At 39.5% G+C, this 17,014-nt stretch carries 20 protein-coding genes; 7 read left to right on the forward strand and 13 right to left on the reverse strand.

What is annotated here, in order from left to right; translation table 11 throughout:
* Positions 1 to 150 precede the first annotated feature (150 nt).
* Together AC1MGI_RS02325 and AC1MGI_RS02330 are read right to left on the reverse strand one after the other, a co-directional pair.
* Positions 151 to 1,317 (reverse strand): aminotransferase, encoded by a 1,167-nt coding sequence (locus AC1MGI_RS02325; protein ID WP_480348203.1) that lies wholly within the window; start codon positions 1,315 to 1,317, stop codon positions 151 to 153.
* Positions 1,314 to 1,817: an Lrp/AsnC family transcriptional regulator gene (locus tag AC1MGI_RS02330; RefSeq protein WP_480348205.1), complete on the reverse strand. Its 504-nt coding sequence runs from the start codon at positions 1,815 to 1,817 to the stop codon at positions 1,314 to 1,316. The genes AC1MGI_RS02325 and AC1MGI_RS02330 overlap by 4 nt, the downstream gene beginning before the upstream one ends.
* A gap of 777 nt (positions 1,818 to 2,594) precedes the next feature.
* On the opposite strand from AC1MGI_RS02330, the gene AC1MGI_RS02335 reads away from it, so the two are divergent.
* The gene (locus AC1MGI_RS02335; protein WP_480348207.1) at positions 2,595 to 3,413 is read left to right on the forward strand and encodes an alpha/beta fold hydrolase; all 819 of its coding nucleotides are present in this window, start codon (positions 2,595 to 2,597) and stop codon (positions 3,411 to 3,413) included.
* A gap of 115 nt (positions 3,414 to 3,528) precedes the next feature.
* Here AC1MGI_RS02335 and AC1MGI_RS02340 read toward each other — a convergent pair whose 3' ends face one another.
* A complete protein-coding gene (locus AC1MGI_RS02340) occupies positions 3,529 to 3,789 on the reverse strand; it encodes a DUF1871 family protein (protein ID WP_480348209.1) in 261 nt (86 codons plus the stop codon).
* 395 nt (positions 3,790 to 4,184) lie between these two features.
* Between AC1MGI_RS02340 and AC1MGI_RS02345 the strand changes: the two genes are divergently transcribed.
* Positions 4,185 to 5,354 carry a MalY/PatB family protein gene (locus tag AC1MGI_RS02345; RefSeq protein ID WP_480348211.1) on the forward strand — a complete coding sequence of 390 codons (1,170 nt, stop codon included), beginning with the start codon at positions 4,185 to 4,187 and terminating at the stop codon, positions 5,352 to 5,354.
* Between the two features lie 405 nt (positions 5,355 to 5,759).
* On the opposite strand, the gene AC1MGI_RS02350 is transcribed toward AC1MGI_RS02345, so the two are convergent.
* Complete coding sequence (locus AC1MGI_RS02350) at positions 5,760 to 6,275, reverse strand: superoxide dismutase family protein (protein ID WP_480348213.1); 516 nt, start codon at positions 6,273 to 6,275, stop codon at positions 5,760 to 5,762.
* 407 nt (positions 6,276 to 6,682) lie between these two features.
* Positions 6,683 to 7,435 carry a TraR/DksA C4-type zinc finger protein gene (locus AC1MGI_RS02355; RefSeq protein WP_480348215.1) on the reverse strand — a complete coding sequence of 251 codons (753 nt, stop codon included), beginning with the start codon at positions 7,433 to 7,435 and terminating at the stop codon, positions 6,683 to 6,685.
* A 275-nt stretch (positions 7,436 to 7,710) separates the two neighbouring features.
* Here AC1MGI_RS02355 and AC1MGI_RS02360 point away from each other — a divergent pair, with 275 nt between their 5' ends.
* Positions 7,711 to 8,121, forward strand: a complete 411-nt coding sequence (locus AC1MGI_RS02360; RefSeq protein WP_480348216.1) for an Rrf2 family transcriptional regulator — start codon at positions 7,711 to 7,713, stop codon at positions 8,119 to 8,121.
* Positions 8,122 to 8,201: 80 nt separating this feature from the next.
* Positions 8,202 to 8,840: an NAD(P)-dependent oxidoreductase gene (locus AC1MGI_RS02365; protein ID WP_480348219.1), complete on the forward strand. Its 639-nt coding sequence runs from the start codon at positions 8,202 to 8,204 to the stop codon at positions 8,838 to 8,840.
* Positions 8,841 to 8,931: 91 nt separating this feature from the next.
* Here the strand turns inward: AC1MGI_RS02365 and AC1MGI_RS02370 are convergent, their stop codons facing one another.
* The 3 genes from AC1MGI_RS02370 to AC1MGI_RS02380 all read right to left on the reverse strand — a co-directional run bounded on the left by AC1MGI_RS02370 (position 8,932) and on the right by AC1MGI_RS02380 (position 10,765).
* Complete coding sequence (locus AC1MGI_RS02370; protein ID WP_480348220.1) at positions 8,932 to 9,156, reverse strand: hypothetical protein; 225 nt, start codon at positions 9,154 to 9,156, stop codon at positions 8,932 to 8,934.
* Positions 9,157 to 9,315: 159 nt separating this feature from the next.
* Complete coding sequence (locus tag AC1MGI_RS02375; protein WP_480348221.1) at positions 9,316 to 10,062, reverse strand: AAA family ATPase; 747 nt, start codon at positions 10,060 to 10,062, stop codon at positions 9,316 to 9,318.
* A 112-nt stretch (positions 10,063 to 10,174) separates the two neighbouring features.
* Positions 10,175 to 10,765, reverse strand: coding sequence for a peptidylprolyl isomerase (locus tag AC1MGI_RS02380; RefSeq protein ID WP_480348223.1), 591 nt, complete (start codon positions 10,763 to 10,765; stop codon positions 10,175 to 10,177).
* Between the two features lie 310 nt (positions 10,766 to 11,075).
* Between AC1MGI_RS02380 and kapB the strand changes: the two genes are divergently transcribed.
* Positions 11,076 to 11,462, forward strand: a complete 387-nt coding sequence (kapB, locus tag AC1MGI_RS02385) for a kinase-associated lipoprotein KapB (RefSeq protein ID WP_480348225.1) — start codon at positions 11,076 to 11,078, stop codon at positions 11,460 to 11,462.
* 37 nt (positions 11,463 to 11,499) lie between these two features.
* Here the strand turns inward: kapB and kapD are convergent, their stop codons facing one another.
* The 5 genes from kapD to AC1MGI_RS02410 all read right to left on the reverse strand — a co-directional run bounded on the left by kapD (position 11,500) and on the right by AC1MGI_RS02410 (position 16,247).
* Positions 11,500 to 12,126, reverse strand: coding sequence for a 3'-5' exonuclease KapD (gene kapD / locus AC1MGI_RS02390; protein ID WP_480348227.1), 627 nt, complete (start codon positions 12,124 to 12,126; stop codon positions 11,500 to 11,502).
* 895 nt (positions 12,127 to 13,021) lie between these two features.
* Entirely contained in the window at positions 13,022 to 13,420 is a 399-nt protein-coding gene (locus tag AC1MGI_RS02395) for a hotdog fold thioesterase (protein WP_062185908.1), read from the reverse strand.
* Between the two features lie 315 nt (positions 13,421 to 13,735).
* On the reverse strand, positions 13,736 to 14,299 hold the full coding sequence (locus AC1MGI_RS02400; protein ID WP_480348230.1) for a 5' nucleotidase, NT5C type: 564 nt from the start codon (positions 14,297 to 14,299) through the stop codon (positions 13,736 to 13,738).
* Between the two features lie 87 nt (positions 14,300 to 14,386).
* Positions 14,387 to 15,487 carry a bifunctional diaminohydroxyphosphoribosylaminopyrimidine deaminase/5-amino-6-(5-phosphoribosylamino)uracil reductase RibD gene (gene ribD / locus AC1MGI_RS02405; protein ID WP_480348232.1) on the reverse strand — a complete coding sequence of 367 codons (1,101 nt, stop codon included), beginning with the start codon at positions 15,485 to 15,487 and terminating at the stop codon, positions 14,387 to 14,389.
* A 13-nt stretch (positions 15,488 to 15,500) separates the two neighbouring features.
* On the reverse strand, positions 15,501 to 16,247 hold the full coding sequence (locus tag AC1MGI_RS02410; RefSeq protein ID WP_480348234.1) for a GTP cyclohydrolase II: 747 nt from the start codon (positions 16,245 to 16,247) through the stop codon (positions 15,501 to 15,503).
* Positions 16,248 to 16,475: 228 nt separating this feature from the next.
* Here AC1MGI_RS02410 and AC1MGI_RS02415 point away from each other — a divergent pair, with 228 nt between their 5' ends.
* Both AC1MGI_RS02415 and AC1MGI_RS02420 read left to right on the forward strand, forming a co-directional pair.
* Positions 16,476 to 16,709, forward strand: a complete 234-nt coding sequence (locus AC1MGI_RS02415; protein ID WP_480348236.1) for a YuzC family spore coat inner layer protein — start codon at positions 16,476 to 16,478, stop codon at positions 16,707 to 16,709.
* The gene (locus AC1MGI_RS02420) at positions 16,706 to 16,840 is read left to right on the forward strand and encodes a YuzC family spore coat inner layer protein (protein WP_480348238.1); all 135 of its coding nucleotides are present in this window, start codon (positions 16,706 to 16,708) and stop codon (positions 16,838 to 16,840) included. The genes AC1MGI_RS02415 and AC1MGI_RS02420 overlap by 4 nt, the downstream gene beginning before the upstream one ends.
* Positions 16,841 to 17,014 lie beyond the last annotated feature (174 nt).

The raw sequence follows: 17,014 nt of genomic DNA on the forward strand, positions 1-17,014 counted from the left end.
TCAACCAAAAGAGTCTTTTAAAAAAAGAAAAAGGTCTCCAAAAAAGGGCAAACTTGCATTCCATCAACGTTTTTCAGGTTACTTACACCTCATAAAACAGTTGATAGACTTTGCAAGTCTGCCCTTTTACTTATGGGAGATCCTATCTTTTTACTTATATTTTTCAACAAACCGACTCATCCGCTTGATTGCTTCTTGAAGTTGCTCTAAAGAAGAGGCATAGGAACATCGGATATGTCCTTCTCCACTCTCACCAAACACATTCCCTGGAACTACAGCAACTTTTTCTTCAAATAAAAGCTTCTCAGCAAATTCTTGTGAAGACAATCCAGTTCTCTCAATGGATGGAAATGCGTAAAATGCACCGCCTGGAATATGACAATCTAGTCCCATTTCATTGAACGATTTCACAATATAATTTCGACGCTGACGATAACTTTTCCTCATCTTCTCTACATCATTCATTCCGCTACGCAGTGCTTCCAAAGCTGCATATTGAGCCACTGTCGATGCGCACATCATTGTGTATTGATGGATCTTTAGCATCGCCTCGGTAATGTCCTTTGGCGCACAAACAAATCCAAGACGCCAACCTGTCATAGCAAACCCTTTGGAAAAACCATTAATTAAAATCGTTCGCTCCATCATGCCATCTATAGCTGCTACTGACGTGAAGTCATCATCATAAGCAAGCTCAGCATAAATTTCATCTGAAATGACCACTAAGTTATGCTTTTGAACGATTTTTGCAATTTCGATTAATTCTTCTTTCCTAAGTTGGGTTCCTGTCGGATTATTAGGCGAACACATGATAATCGCTTTCGTATTTGGTGTAATGGCTTCTTCAAGCTCAGCAGCTGTAAGCTTAAACTCATTTCCCTTCACTGTTTGGATCGTTTTAGCAACACCACCCGCCAACGTCACAAGTGGGCTGTAGGCAACAAAGCATGGCTCAACAACCAATACTTCTTCGCCAGGATTTAAAATTGCTCTAAGCGCAATATCAATGGCCTGACTCCCCCCGACCGTCACAATAATTTGTGAATCTGGTTGATACGAGACAGCAAATCTGTTTTTCATATATGAAGCGATTTCTTGTCGTAGTTCTATTAATCCAGCATTTGCTGTATAAGATGTACGACCTTCTTCCAACGATAAGATTGCAGCTTCCCTTACATTCCATGACGTCACAAAATCTGGTTCGCCAACACCAAGCGAAACAACACCTTCCATATTCACAGCCAAGTCAAAAAAACGACGAATTCCCGACGGTTTAAGATCAGCGATTGTTTTCGATACAAAGCTTGTCTGGATCATGGTGACACCACGATTCTTTTGTCTTCCTCATTAATTGGCTCAAAAATCGTTCCATCGTGTTTATATTTTTTCAAAATGAAATGAGTGGTCGTGGAAATAACTGAATCCAAAGTAGATAGTTTTTCCGATACAAACTGAGCCACTTCATTCATCGATTGTCCTGTCACAACAACGGACAAATCATATGCGCCAGACATTAGATAAACCGATTCTACTTCATTAAAACGGTAAATTCTTTGGGCGACTTCATTAAAGCCAACACCTCGTTTTGGTGTTACCTTTACATCAATCATGGCCGTTACTCCATGATAAGCGTCTACCTTCGCCCAATTGATGATTGACGCATAACAAACGATGACATTCATATCTTCAAGCTTTTGTACAGTATTTGCAATTTCTGATTCATCCGCGTCAACCATTTTCGCTAAGTCATTAAAGTCAATACGGCTGTTTTGTTCAATGATTTGCAGTATTTCCAGTTCTTTTTCCGTTAAATGCATAAGTACAGCCTCCTTTAGTCTCATTCGAGAACTATGTATAAAGATAAAGTGAAACTTTCATCAATGGGTGTAGTTCCCCACTGATGGTTAGTCCCGTTCTACTGTCGCTAAGATCGCAGCAAACGCTTCGATCAATCGACAGTACGAACCCGATACAATGAATTACAAACTAAGTAAGCCGCGTCCTCATGTCTTCGTCTATGTGGCCCACTTCCTGTGGGCCTCAACTATACCTTTGAAAACCACAAAGGTACGTTTCACTGTATCTCACCAATCGGAACTTTACGAACAGTTGTCCCCCACCTATCTACTTTGTTCCTCAAAAGCTTGAGGTGGAAGTATTGACTTTCCGTTAAGTGTGGGATAAAGATTCTGTTATAGCAGAATTCTTTAATTATTATAGCAAATTAGGGTAGAATTTGTTATATAAAGTGAATTTGCCTTTCCGTTAATGCGGGATACAGTGAAATTTTCATCAGTGGGTGCAGTTCCCCACTGATGATTAGTCCCGTTCTACTATCGCTAATATCTCCGCTACTGCGTAGATAAAGCGATACTACGAACCCGATTGGTTCAACTAAACCTTTGAAGATCACAAAGGTAAGTTTCACTGTATCTCACCAATCAGGCTTTTACGGGCAGTTCCTCCACCTATACTTCTTCGATTCCTCTAAGTCTTAAGGTGGGAGTACTGCCCGTTAATGCGGGATAAACAACACACACTTAAGCATAATTATAGACAAATTTCCACAAATTTAACAAAGAGAGATGAGCTCCTTGAGAGAAATAACTGAAAAGAAAAAGTATGGGATTGATCTGTATTGTGAATCTATAAATAGAGATGCGGATGCAGTAACACTTGTGCTACTGCATGGTTTCTTATCCTCATCTTTCAGCTTCCGAAAACTCACTCCTTTTTTCCAAGAAGACTACAATGTACTAGCTATTGATTATCCTCCCTTTGGAAAAAGTGAAAAGTCTTCTTCCTATACGTATTCTTATCAAAATGTCGCCTGTTCGATTATCAATTTTTTGGAGATGAGAAAACTGAAAAGGGTGATCTTGATTGGTCATTCTATGGGCGGCCAACTTTGCTTGCAAATTTGTAAGCGTAGACCTGATCTTGTCGAAAAAGTTGTGTTACTGTCAGGTTCTAGCTACTTAGCACCGATGAGACCCTCAATAAGGAAAGCGACTTATCTTCCTTTTTTTCCACTTCTTATACGCTGGTATCTTGGAAAGTCGGGGATTGAGAAAAATCTACACAATGTCGTATATGATAAAAAGATGATTGATGATGAAATGAGAAACGGCTATTTAGAGCCTTTTTTACAAAAAGGAATGTTCCAAGCGCTCGGGCGAATGGCGCGGCATTTTGAGGGAGATTTATCTAAAGATGACCTACAAGCGATTAACACGGATTGTTTGCTAATTTGGGGTGAACATGACCAGGTTGTTCCTCTCTCAATCGGAAAAAGGTTACAGACTGATCTGCCTCATGCAAAGCTTATCGTTCTTAAAGAAGCAGGTCACCTAATACCGGAAGAAAAACCAGAAGAAGTGTATAACTACATTCACGAATTTTTAAGCACATAATACTACAAGAGGATGTCCCATGGATCGGCCTCGCACTCTATACACAGTTCATAGTGGTACCGGAACTGTATAATGGTTGCAGGGTCTATACCTTGTAATGGGACACCCTCTTGCATTATAGCGTACAGCTTTCATTCCCTTTAATGCTACGTAGCTGTTCAGCTATTTTCAAGCAATCGTTAAAAGTAAGCTGTTGTTCAAATGAAAATTCATAAATCTCTTGTATTTTACCAGCAAGCTCAGAGCTACTCTCGATATCGCGCATTGCCAGAAGCACATCCGCAATTTCAGGTTCGTAAAAATCTTCGCCTTGCTGAAATGGGTCCCAATTTCGTAACACTTCTGCCATTGCCATATTCACTTGTTGTGTGTTCATCCAATTATCACCTACTTCAAAATAGTCTGTACATGTTATTATAGTATCATAAAGTGAAACTTCCATCAGTGGGTGCAGTTCCCCACTGATGGTCAGTCCCTTTCTACTATCGCTAATATCTCCGCTACCGTGTAGATAAAGCGATACTACGAACCCGATTCAATGAATCACAGACTAAGTACGCCGCTTCCTGCGGCAACGTCTGTGTGACCCACATCCTGTGGGCCTCAACTAAACCTTTGAAGATCACAAAGGTAAGTTTCACTGTATCTCACCAATCGGGGTTTTACAGACTGTTTTCCACTTCCAATCACTCTTTTTCTTGTCTCAAATCATTTATGTGGAATAGTACAGCCTGTTAAACCGGGATAATTTAAAATTTAGAGGTGGATTTGATGAAGCATTCAATTTTCGATGAAGTGATTGATAGACGAAATACAAGTTCAGAAAAATGGGATGCATTAGCATCCGTTTACGGGACGAGCGACGCGCTACCAATGTGGGTAGCCGATATGGATTTTCCTAGTCCTAAAGAAATTCAAGAGGCATTATATTCTCGAATTAACCATCCTGTGTTCGGGTACACATTTCCTTCACACGCGATAGACAGCGCAATCCAGAATTGGTTGAAAAATCGCCATGATTGGCAAATTGAGTGTGAATGGATTGGATATAGCGCCGGTGTTGTTTCTGGAATTGGAACCGCCATTAGTGCTTTCACAAATCCTGGTGATCAAATATTAATTCAAAGCCCTGTTTACAAACCTTTTTTTGATATGATAGAACATCTTGATCGTAAGGTTGTCAATAGTCCTTTATTATTCGAAAACGCAAGATTTGAAATTGATTTTAACGACTTCGAAGAAAAATTAAAATCCGGAGTCAAGCTATTCCTGCTTTGTAGCCCACATAATCCAGGCGGTCGAGTTTGGTCAAAAGACGAACTAATAAAAATCGGCGAACTTTGCGATCAATATGACGTCCTAATCGTCAGTGATGAAATTCATGCTGACTTAGCACTGTCACATAGCAAGCACATTCCCATCGCTTCTCTAAGTGAGAGTGTAGCAAATCGCACCATTACCTTAATGGCTCCAAGTAAAACATTTAATATTGCCGGGCTGCAGGCTTCGCTTCTCCTTGCCAGCAATCCCGAGCACAAGAAACAAATTGAAAAAATTCAAATTAAAAATGCCTTTCATGGGGTAAATCTGCTTGGATTAACCGCAATGGAAGCAGCCTATCAATATGGCGGACCATGGTTAAATGAATTACTTCCTTATATTGAGGAAAACATTCAAGTTGCCGAGTCTTTCATCGCAAAAGAACTACCTATCCTTACCGTTATGCATCCTGATGCTTCTTTCTTAATTTGGATTGATTGTCGCGGCCTTGGCTGGACAGATGAAAAACTGCAAGATACTTTACTAAAAAAAGGAAAACTTGCTCTTGAACCTGGTCCGAAATATGGTCAAGGTGGAGAAGGTTTTGTGAGAATGAACATTGGATGTCCACGTTCAGTCCTTCTTGAAGGACTAGAAAGATTGAAACGAGCATTAACTTAAATAGATAAGGCTTTTGTTTCAAGTTGTTATCTTTGAAAATAATCTACGCAAATGAAAAGGGCTTGAAAATCAAGCTCCAAATCTTAGATATTCATGATTATATTAGTGGTTACTTTGATTCGGCATACTCTGGCCAAGCGCTATCATGAACCGTATTAGAAAAAGAGCAGTTGCCAACTAGTACAGTTGTAGCTGCTCTTTGACGCATAAATAGATTATTTTACCTTTTCTTCTACTATCATAAGCGTATTTTTACTCATTTAAAGCGATTCATCCAAGTGAATCAGCCATGAACCACATTGCAAAAGAAAAAGCCAGGGTTCTCTACGGCACTGACTGTCTCAAAAATGACAGTCAGTGCCCTATAGAGTAGCTGGCTTTTTCTATATATTCATGCTACAGATATCATTTTTTTATTACACCACAAGCAATTCGATCTCCAGCATTCCCCGCCGGCTGACTCATGCCGTCGTCCGCTGATGCATGAATGACGATGGATGTTTTGTCTTTAGTCAGAAGTGAATTTTTTCCATCTTTAAGCGTTGCATTTGGAGCATCCAATTTCACTTTCGTCTTTCCATCATCTTTGACAATTAAATTTGGTAAATCTCCCGCATGTGCTCCTTTCGGATGAAGCAAACCATGTTCTTTTTTATCTGGGTTAAAATGATCACCAGCTGAAATAAAATCAGGTGCCTTACATGAACCTTTGTTATGGATATGAATGGCATGCACACCAGGCTCCAGTCCCTTTAAATCAATATCTAGCGTAACACCTTTAGACTTCTCCTGAACAGTAATTTTCCCAAGTGAGTCTCCATCTACATTTCGCATCGTTACATCAATTTTCTTGGGACTTTCCGTTGCACAACCGGCTAGCAAAAGCATCATGATCATCACACTCATTCTCGTTTTCAACATACTACCTACCTCCCGCCCATTCCGTTTATCCCATCTATTTTTTCCTAAAGTGAAGAAGGTATACTAAAAAACTTGCATCTGAATACTTTGGATGATTACATCCCCTTTTTTACGAATCGTTTTAGACTAGTTACCTCTATTTACAACAGATATATGTAAATCGCGGGAACCCGAAAAATTTTCTGACTATAAAGTGACCATAAATTAAGACTCTGCTGCGAATGGAACACTTTACGTGCCAATATTAAGATTTGCGTGCCGGATGGACCTCTTTGCGAGCCAGAATCAAAATTTGCGCGCCAGATTGAAACCTTATCGTGCTAGAATCGAGATTTACGCGCAGTAATGTTCTATCACTTTAAAGGAATTAAGCGCAAAAGCATAATGGCTTTTACGCTTATCAAAAATCAGTCTTCTTCTACATAAGGGTCATGTTCATACTGCGGCAAGTCACCGAATGTAGTCATAATCCCTTCCTCATCTAAAGCAGCCTCATATTTTTCGTGTTGCGAGTTCGGGTACACCGTAATATTCTTGCCGTCCATATCAACGCCGACAAAGTTCTCATAATCTTCCACATAGCCGATATTTTCTTCTGACTCAACATACATATCCTCATAATCATCGGGAGGATAGGCGAAGTCAGATGGCGATTCTGAAGTCCCAAAACTGGCTACGTCCTGCCAAGTATCTTCCGCATCATAAATCACCGATTCATTCTGGTCATCATTATCGAATTTCCCAAATGGAGGGGTTAATACTTCTTCCTCAACAGGGCGATTATGGGAAGTATTCTGGGAAGGTGAATGCTCCTTACAAAATGTTGTTGTCGGAATCGCTTGCAATCGATCAAGTGGAATCTCAGCTTGACACACTTCACATTTCCCATACGTTCCTGCTTCCATCGCATGGATCGCGTGATTAATTTCATCTACATGCTGACGTTCGTGTTCATAGAGCGCGATGTCTTTTTCTCGCTCATATAATTCTGTGCCTTCATCACCTGGATGGTTATCAATACTCGATAATTCTCCTGTTGAATCATGAGCAAAGCTTCTAAGCAACCCGAAATTTCCATTATCACTTAATCTTTCTTCTAGCTCCTGTTTTGTCTGCTGTAATTGCTGTTTCAATTGGTTTAATTGTTCTTTTGAAGGCATATACTCCATCCTTTCTTGGTTAGACCAAATGGATTTCCTTCTTGTAGTATTTCCTAAGTATTGCGCTTCACTAACGGAAGTTTCTTCCCTTTAAAAATAGTAAGCAAAATATATGCAGCATAGTGATTAGTCAGAAATATTTGTAAAATTTTTTAAGTATTCAAATAAGTATTTAGGCCAAAAAAATGGGTAAGTTATGTGTAGAGCAATACCAGCTACTTCATTTGACAATCAAACTACATGTAACTATAATGGTTACATAGGTGGTGAATACGATGATTAACAGTCGCTTTGCTGTTGCCATTCATATTCTTTCCCTTATTGCATCTGGTCCGCGTGAAAAAGTTACTTCGGAATATATCGCCGGCAGTGTGAACACCAATCCAGTTGTCATTCGCAGAATTACAGGAATGCTAAAAAAAGCAGGGCTTCTTCAATCACAAGTTGGAACGCCAGGGGCTGTCTTGACCCGAGATCCAGTAGAGATTTCGCTTTTAGACATTTATCTCGCCGTTCAACAAAAAGAAGATTTATTTTCGATGCATGAAAATCCAAATCCACAATGCCCTGTCGGTAAAAACATCCAATCTGCTTTGGAAGATACGTTTCATACAGCGCAGACTGCAATGGAAAAGGAACTGGCAAGCAAATCGTTACAAGATATCAGAACGAGGATGGCCCTTTGATTTAGAGTCAACCTCTTTTTCACCACCAAGTTGTAACAAAATCAGTTACAAATAGACAATTACTAGGAGGAATCATAATTATGAAAATAGGAATAATTGGAGCAACTGGAAAAGCAGGAAGCCGTATTGCAAAGGAAGCTTTAGAGCGAAATCATGAAGTAACAGCCATCGTTCGCGACGCTGCAAAGCTTCAAGTAGAGGGAGTAGCTATTTTAGAAAAAAATGCTTTCGATTTAACGACTGATGATGTTAAAGGTTTTGACGTTGTAGTTAATGCTTTTGGTGCACCATTTGGAGAAGAGCATTTACATGTTGATGCTGGAAACGTTCTAATTGAAGTTTTAAAAGGAGCACCAAATACAAAATTATTCGTAGTCGGCGGAGCAGGTAGCCTGTTTGTTGATCCAGATAAAAAAGTCCGTGTCATTGATACGCCTGACTTCCCAGATATGTTTAAGCCTACTGCTTCGAATCAAGGGAAGAATCTTGAAATCCTGCAAGGTACGGATTCGATTACTTGGACATTCCTCAGTCCTTCCGCATTATTTGCAGTTGGCAAAAGAACAGGAACATATCAAGCCGGCAAAGATCACCTTCTCGTAAACTCAAAAGGAAATAGCTATGTAAGCTACGAAGACTATGCTGTAGCTGTACTTGATGAACTTGAAAATCCTAAACATGTAAACGAACGCTTCACTGTCGTTTCTGAAGAAGCATAAGTAAAAAAGGATGTCCTATAAAAAAGAGTCAGATCTCTTAACTACTGAGGTCAGGCCCTTTTTAGGAGATCCTTTGATTATTTATCCCGCTTTAATGCATCGAGTTTTTCTTTAAATGTTGATTCCTACGCGTTACTTCTTCTTCTAATTCCTTCGTTTTTAGCGCTTCTTTTTGTGACTTTTTGATAATCCACCTCATCGTAAAAGCACAAGCAATCATGAATATGGTGAACGAAATGACAGCAGGAAAATATTCTGACTTATCTTCTGGAAAATAAAGAAACAAGCCAAGTACAGTAGGTAAAAGAACGCTCATTGATTACATCCTTTCTAAAATACCAATTCTTGTATCTTAATTATAACAACTACCTTTCCATTTCGCGACTTAAATTGAATCGATTTGTAAGAAGGCTTCAGTTAGAACTTTAAATCGCATAATATGCGTCAAACCAATATGTAGCATAAATCTACTAAGTTATTTTAACAAATGATAAAGTAAACGTTCTCTATCTTCAAAAAACTGCTTCATGATCACATAATGATCGGTGTCTTCAAGCTTTGTTTCTCTCAGTCCTTCTTCTGTCATTTTGATAATCTTTGCTTGGGGGTAGGCCATGATAATGGGTGAATGGGTGGCAATAATAAACTGTGAATCCAATTGAACGAGCTCCTGCATTCTTGATAGTAGAGATAGCTGTCGGAGCGGAGATAAGGCAGCTTCAGGCTCATCTAGTATATAGATTCCTTGTCCGCTAAATCGATTCGTAAATGCAGCGAAAAATGATTCCCCATGGGATTGTTCATGAAGTGACTTCCCGCCAAAAGAGTCGATAATTCTCGGTCCGAAGCCACCTATATCCAATTCTTCAATCGTGGATGCGACATTATAGAACGTTTCAGAACGGAGAAAAAATCCGTCTTTCGGCTTTCTCGTTCCTTTCACCAGTCTTACATATTCGTACAAATTAGAATGAGACTCTTTCGTAGAAAAATTAAAATTAATCGTGCCACCTTCTGCATTAAAACCGAAAGCAACAGCAATCGCCTCCAATAAAGTTGACTTCCCCATGCCATTTTCCCCGACGAAAAATGTGACATTAGGATGAAGCTCGACATCAGTCAACGGACGAACGGCCGGTAAACAGAACGGATAAATATCAAATGAAGGAACGGCATCTCTTTTTAACTCAACTCTTCGAATATAACTTTCTAGAGGAAACATGGCTATGCTCCTTTTCTATTTTTAAAAGTTTACTTGGTTTTTTTTCATGAGGCTATAAAAAGTGGTTATCAAAAAAAGAAACGAGAGACAAATGCCTCCCGCTCCATAAGATTTACACTAATTTAATCGATTGAATCACGATGTCTTCAGCTGGTTTGTCACCGTATGTCGTTTTTGCATTAGCAATGGCATCAACTACATCCATGCCTTCGACAACTTGTCCAAAAACAGAATGCTTTTGGTCAAGCCATGGAGTACCACCAGTCGCCATATATGCTTCGATGATTTCTTCTGGGTAGCCTGCTTGTTTCATTTGTTCGCCCATTCTGCTGTCAACATGTTGTGCTTGAACGATAAAGAATTGACTTCCGTTCGTGCCTGGTCCAGCATTCGCCATCGATAATGCACCGCGAAGGTTGAAAAGTTGCATAGAGAACTCATCTTCAAATGGAGCACCCCAAATACTTTCTCCACCCATACCAGTTCCTTGTGGGTCTCCACCTTGGATCATGAAATCTTTAATGACACGGTGGAAAGCAATTCCGTCATAATAACCATTCTTTGCATGTGTTAAGAAATTCTCAACTGTTTTTGGTGCTAATTCAGGGAAAAATTTAATTTTGATATTTCCTTGGTTTGTTTCCATAATGGCCGCTTTTTCATTTTCTAATACTTCAGATGTTAATTGTGGATAGTTCGTCATCTAAAATCCCTTCTTTCCTATAAAAAATCCGCCCATAATCATGAATCTATTATTATGTGCCCTCAATTGTACACTTTACACGAATTCATTAGTAAAGTGCAAGCGACTTGCCGGCAATGATGGATTCCGACTAAATCCGACATTTTTATACTCCTTGAAAGGATTCAATCTACAACCTGTCCATTTATTCAATTATGATCTGTTGTTACACACCAAGATTCTTACTTAAGATCTTCCTTCCCCATTATTTGAAAGCCTTCTCTGAATTTTGTATGATAAAGAGAGAATGAGTAAGAAAAGGGGAATTGAAATGAGCGAAGAGCAATTTGCAGTTGGGGACAAAGTGTCTGCGATTTATCGCACAGGGAAATATATTGGAGAAATTACTGAAGAGAGGCCAAATGCATATCTTGTCCGTGTTCTTGCTTGCGCCAAGCATCCTATGCAAGGTGATTTACACAACCCAAAACAAGTGGATGTCGCCCTGTTTCATCAGCGCCGAGCACTTGCTTTCCGTGAACAGATGAATGTACCTAAGAATATGGTTAGAGCGTACACGAATGAAATTCCCGATTATAAAGAATCACTGCACCAATCCGTTGATTCGATGAAACAGAAGCTGTCTGAGACCCAAGACGAATGGAATCAAAGAAGTCTGCAACATATCGAAGAACTGGAGAAAGACTATTTTAAATAAATGCCTAAAAGCCAAATCAATTCTCATGATTTGGCTTTTATAATACAAGTTTATTTAAAACTTTAGACAAATCAATCCGATCTCCAATCGTTGTAGGCTGGTGATTCTTCATATAGCTTTTATCTTTTTCTACTAATTTAAAAATATTATACGTTGTCATCGCATCATCAAGTGCACGGTGGTGCCTTCCTGTTCCTTCTTTTCCATAAGCCTGTACCGCTTTCCACAAACCCGTTTGATTTTGATCACCAAAAAAGCGTTTGTACTCCATTGATAAGTCAATTTGCTCCCCGGTAAAAGGAAACTCGACTCCCGCTCTTTGACAATTATTACGCAATACCTTCATATCCATATTTCCCCATGTGACAATCTTTGTTGGACATTTTTGATCATAACTTTCTAATAATGCAACAAGCTCAACAAAGTTAATGCCTTGATTCACCTGACCTTGCGAAATATGAAGAAATCTTTTACAGCGTTCTGTTAACTGCGAAAACTTATCCGGAACAACAAACGAAGAAAATTGATCACCCAATCCATCATTTATTACGGAAACAAAGCCAACCTCAATAATTTCCGGATAAAAACCAGCAGGCTTCCCCTTCCCCTCTGGCATAGTAAACTCAAAATCAATGAATAAGTATTGTTGCATGTTCTGTTCCATGTCTTCCATCCCCCTTTTCTAAAATCTTATTGTAATATTATAACAGAATATTTAAACAAATTACGTTTTTTTCTTTCAATAACAATGTTCTACATCTCTCTGAACAATTCCTCTTCCTATTTTGTTAGATCATACCTCACTGCTTGTTCATCCATCCCCTACCTATTTTTTCTCGTTTCTGTCACAAAAATTGAAGCCGAGGTATTACAGCCTGTTAAACCGGGATAAAGTGAAACTTCCATCAGAAAGGGCTTTTTCATCCCCCACTGATGGTTAGTCCCGTTCTACTGTCGCTAAGACCTTCGCTTTCGCTTCGATCAATCGACAGTACGAATCCGATTGGTTCAACTAAACCTTTGAAAACCACAAAGGTAAGTTTCACTGTATCTCACCAATCGGGGGTTTACAGACTGTCTATCCCCTACCTATTTTTCTTGTTTCTGCCACAAAAATTGAAGCGGGGGTATTACATCCTGTTAAACCGGGATAAAATAGCAATTATATTCTATACGAAAATATATTAGCTAGAGAGCTTTTCTATGCGCATGTTTCTACGCAAAGCCCTAAACCTTTTATCGCTTCCCAACCTCTCTTTGTTCGCGTTTCTTCTTATTCGCTCGAAAGGCAAGATTTCAAAATAAGTTGAGAATTCTGGAGTAGATAGTGCTACAGTCGTTATACAGCATCATACGCATCAGCTTGTCTCGTTGATTGGGGGAAAGAAAGAATTATAAAAAAATTCTTTCCTTCATGCGTATCAAAGTCAGCGTCAGCCACGATTGACCATAAAGCCAATACTCGTCTATTTGCCTGAACTTGCGGAAACAGATGATGCGTTGGAAAGCTAAAAGGAACGCAGTTTGCGCTCCTTCTTTTTGCTAAGGTCATATAAGTCTTAGCTTTTCTGATTAAGAGAAATAACTGCCAGTGTGCAGCGGGAAACGGAAATAAGCTGTTCTTCTTCATCACGAATTTTAATGTCCCAAACCATGGTCGTTTTTCCTCTATGTAGAATATTTGCTTCAGCTGTTACTATCCCTGAGCGTTTTCCTTTTATATGATTGGCGTTGATTTCAAGCCCAACAACAGCTTCTTTTGATTTGTCCACAAGCTCATAGCCGCCAATACTCGCAGCGGTTTCAGCAAGTGCCACGGAAGCGCCTCCATGAAGCAATCCAACTGGCTGCCACGTCCTTTCATCAACCGGCATCGTCGCAATGACTTTCCCTTTACTCAACTCTGTTATTTCAATCCCCAATGACTTCAACAACGACTTCTCAATATTAAATTCCATATAGACTTTAGCCTCCTTTTAAAATTGATAGGTAATTATTCTATTTCTCCTTATTTTACACGCTTTAACAGTTTTAGGGCATTTGAAATGATCTTTTACTCACATTCATTACTTGTCTGTAATGAGAATTCCGATTCCAAACTTCCTTTGTGCGGATCGGAAAATAGAGCGAGCGCTCCTTTTCTTCCACAAACACAATTCGACTTTTGCACATATTGTGTTAATTCCGAATCACCAGCATCTCGAGCCTCCCTAATCAGAAATCGTCAAAAAAACCTGGCCTAAACAGTTCAAAATCTGTTCAGGTCAGGTTCCTTATTTAGCAATAATCTCTTTTAGTTCAAACCAGCTTGTTAGCCTTGGGATCTTCAATTCCCGATTATAGCTGTTGTCAATCGCATATACTTTTGTCGGGACATCCAATAACGTTTCTAGCACAGCTGGTTTATCATCAAAATAATAATCCAATTGTAGATCCTCTATAATTCGGATCTTTTCTCCGTCCTTCATTCCGCAAAAGAAATGACCTTCTTGAACTGGGAATTGATTTTGGATAAGCCAGTCTTTGGTCCGTTCGCAATGTTCAGCATTCCGTGCCGTAATATAGAAGACCTCATGACCGTCCTTGGTAAGCTGTTGCAACGTTTCAACCGCTCCATCAAAAGCTGGACAGGTTGTATAGTAGATTTCTTCTGCTAAGCTATTCCACATCGCTGTGCCTTCTTCTGCGGTTAGTCCAAACGGTTCATGAATTTCCAATGTGTTCAAAGCTTTAAAAGCCGCTAATTCCACATCTTTGTTCAACTTTTTGTTATATAAATGAAAGGCATGCTCTCGTAAATTGATTAAAGTATCATCGATATCGAAGCCAAATCTCAACTCTTTCCCTCCTCATATAATCATCTGTCTGAGAATCGGCAAAAAACGGTCAGTAAACTCGTTTTTGCGGCTACATCCCCTTTTCTTTTATTGCTTGAATGTAGGATAAGCCGTGATGCATAAATCATCACCGATTTTATCAATGTGGTGGAAGGATAGGTCTATCGCTTCATCCATCGTTTCAGCATCGACGCCCGAAAAAGGAGTGAGTGAATGTTTGCCAGCAAGAACCTTCGGCGCTACATACACGATATATTTATCAATCAAACCTGCTCGTAAAAAAGAGGCATTGACCTCTCCGCCACCTTCAACTAAGACATCGGTAACACCTCGACGATAAAGTTCGTTTAATAAATACTCCAGGTTCAATCCCATGTCAGTTAACGGCACATCGATGAGCTCAACACCCTTCTTGATTAAGGCCGCTCTTTTCTCAGCATCTGTTCCCTCTGACGTGACAATCCACGTCTTTGCCTCTTTGCAATCTGTCACTTTTGCTTCTAATGGCGTACGCAATTGGCTATCCACAATGATGCGGATTGGACTCTTGCCTCCTTCAGGCAAGCGAGTTGTAAGCGAAGGATTATCTGCTAATACGGTACCTATCCCAACCAAAATCGAATCGACTTCATTTCGTAATTGATGAACGGAACGGCGTGCTTCTTCTCCAGTAATCCATTGCGAATGGCCGGTGTGAGTGGCGAGCTTGCCATCTAGCGTCATAGCCGTTTTAGAGATGACGAAAGGTCGTTGTGTTTTCATATTGTGAATAAACCGTTCATTTAGCAGCAAGGCCTCTTTCTCGAGAACGCCTACTTCAACTTCTATTCCTGCATCTCTCAGTAATCCAATCCCTCTTCCTGCCACAGATGGATTCGGATCTTGAGTAGCTACGACCACGCGGCTTACTCTAGACTCTTTAACCAAATTGGCACAAGGTGGTGTTTTTCCGAAATGTGAACAAGGCTCAAGTGTTACATAAAGAGTTGCTCCGCATGCATAGTCCCCAGCCATCTTAAAAGCATGGACTTCAGCATGGGGTTCTCCTGCTTTTCGATGAATTCCAGTGCCGACGACCACGCCATCTTTCACAATAACCGCCCCGACAACTGGGTTCGGATTCGTCTTTCCTTTGGCCGTGGCTGCTAAATCAAGCGCCAACTGCATATATTCTTGATCTGTTTTCACTTTATCAGCGCTCCTATATAGCAAACGTATTCTCTTGTGGAATATGTCCTGATTTTTTTATTTTTGTATCTAAATAAAAGCTGTTTGTTTCTGTCAAGCCGCCCCATAATGGGATATGTTCAGCCGCAGCCAAACCATGCTCTCGCAATGCTTGTAGCTTTTTCGGATTATTTGTGATGAGGACGACTGGTTTATCTCTCAGTTCTTCTAGCACTTGTATGGCCCCTTCATAAGAACGCGTATCATCTTCAAATCCTAACGCATGGTTCGCTTCTACTGTATCTAAACCTTCTTGCTGCAAGATGTAAGCAAGTGATTTCGAGAACAGACCGATGCCTCGCCCTTCATGATCAGCTAAATAAAAGAGAGCGCCACTACCATGTTCTGTTATCATTTTCATCGATTGATGAAGCTGATATCCACAATCACATCTTTGACTTCCGAAAATATCGCCGGTATGGCAGATGCTATGCATTCTAACTAACGCATGTTCAGACTCTTTGAAATCCCCATAAACCAACACAGAAGATTGTTGAGAGGAAGCTAAATTAGCCGTTGCTAACGATTCAAGTACATCTTCTTTCGTTTGAAACTTATCATCAAGCTCAATCCATGTGTACCACTGGAATACAGCTGAAAAGTCACCTTGCTCTACAGGAAGATTAACCGGTCCTACAAGACATATTTCTCTTTTACCTGGATTTTTGATCATTTGCATTTTATCTATTAATATTTCTTTAATTTGTGGCGTAATAATCATATCGATCACCTGACCTATTAGGATTTTTAAATTCCTTACTTTTTGTAACTAGGTATTAATAATATCATAAACCTATCACATTTAAAATACAAATAATGATGCTCTTATTTTTAAATTTTTCCTTTTTTTGTTCAAATCATTTATTTTTTAAAATTTTACTTGTAGCAGTATACCATTTGTATTTACTTCATATGTTAGGAAAAGAAGATCTTGAAAGGAGAGGGTTTTTTGACAGAAAATCATGATGAGTTTTCTGATGCCTATCGACATTCCCATCATCATGATATATTTCGCCAGTTTCCTTCTGTTAATCCGGACTTGCTCATTCAATCTGCAAAAAATTCACAGTCCTTACTACTTGATGCACAGAAGGTTGTAAACTCTTTCGCCATGTCTCGTCCATTTTCAGAGCGGCTTATGGCAGAGCGCAGCAATCAAAAACGGCTACTGTCACAGATATGATCCGAAAAACCGGCGTAAAAACAATGCCAGAAACGACCTATAGCCCTGATGGAATCCGTTTCGATTTCCACCCAAAAGCCAATGATAACTGCTGTCATATTATCGTTAGCTTGAAATGGTTGAATTTTTAATAGCAAGGCGTGTGAAACCACAGTTTCACATGAATGAGCCAAAAATCTTTTTAACAACAATATTGTTTAACATAACGAATAGAACATGAGGAGGTTTCTAAAAAAAGACGGATTCATATAAAGTACAATTGAATCCGTCTTTTTTCATTTTGAACACTAAGATTTATACATATA

Source organism: Peribacillus sp. BM1 (assembly GCF_056679975.1).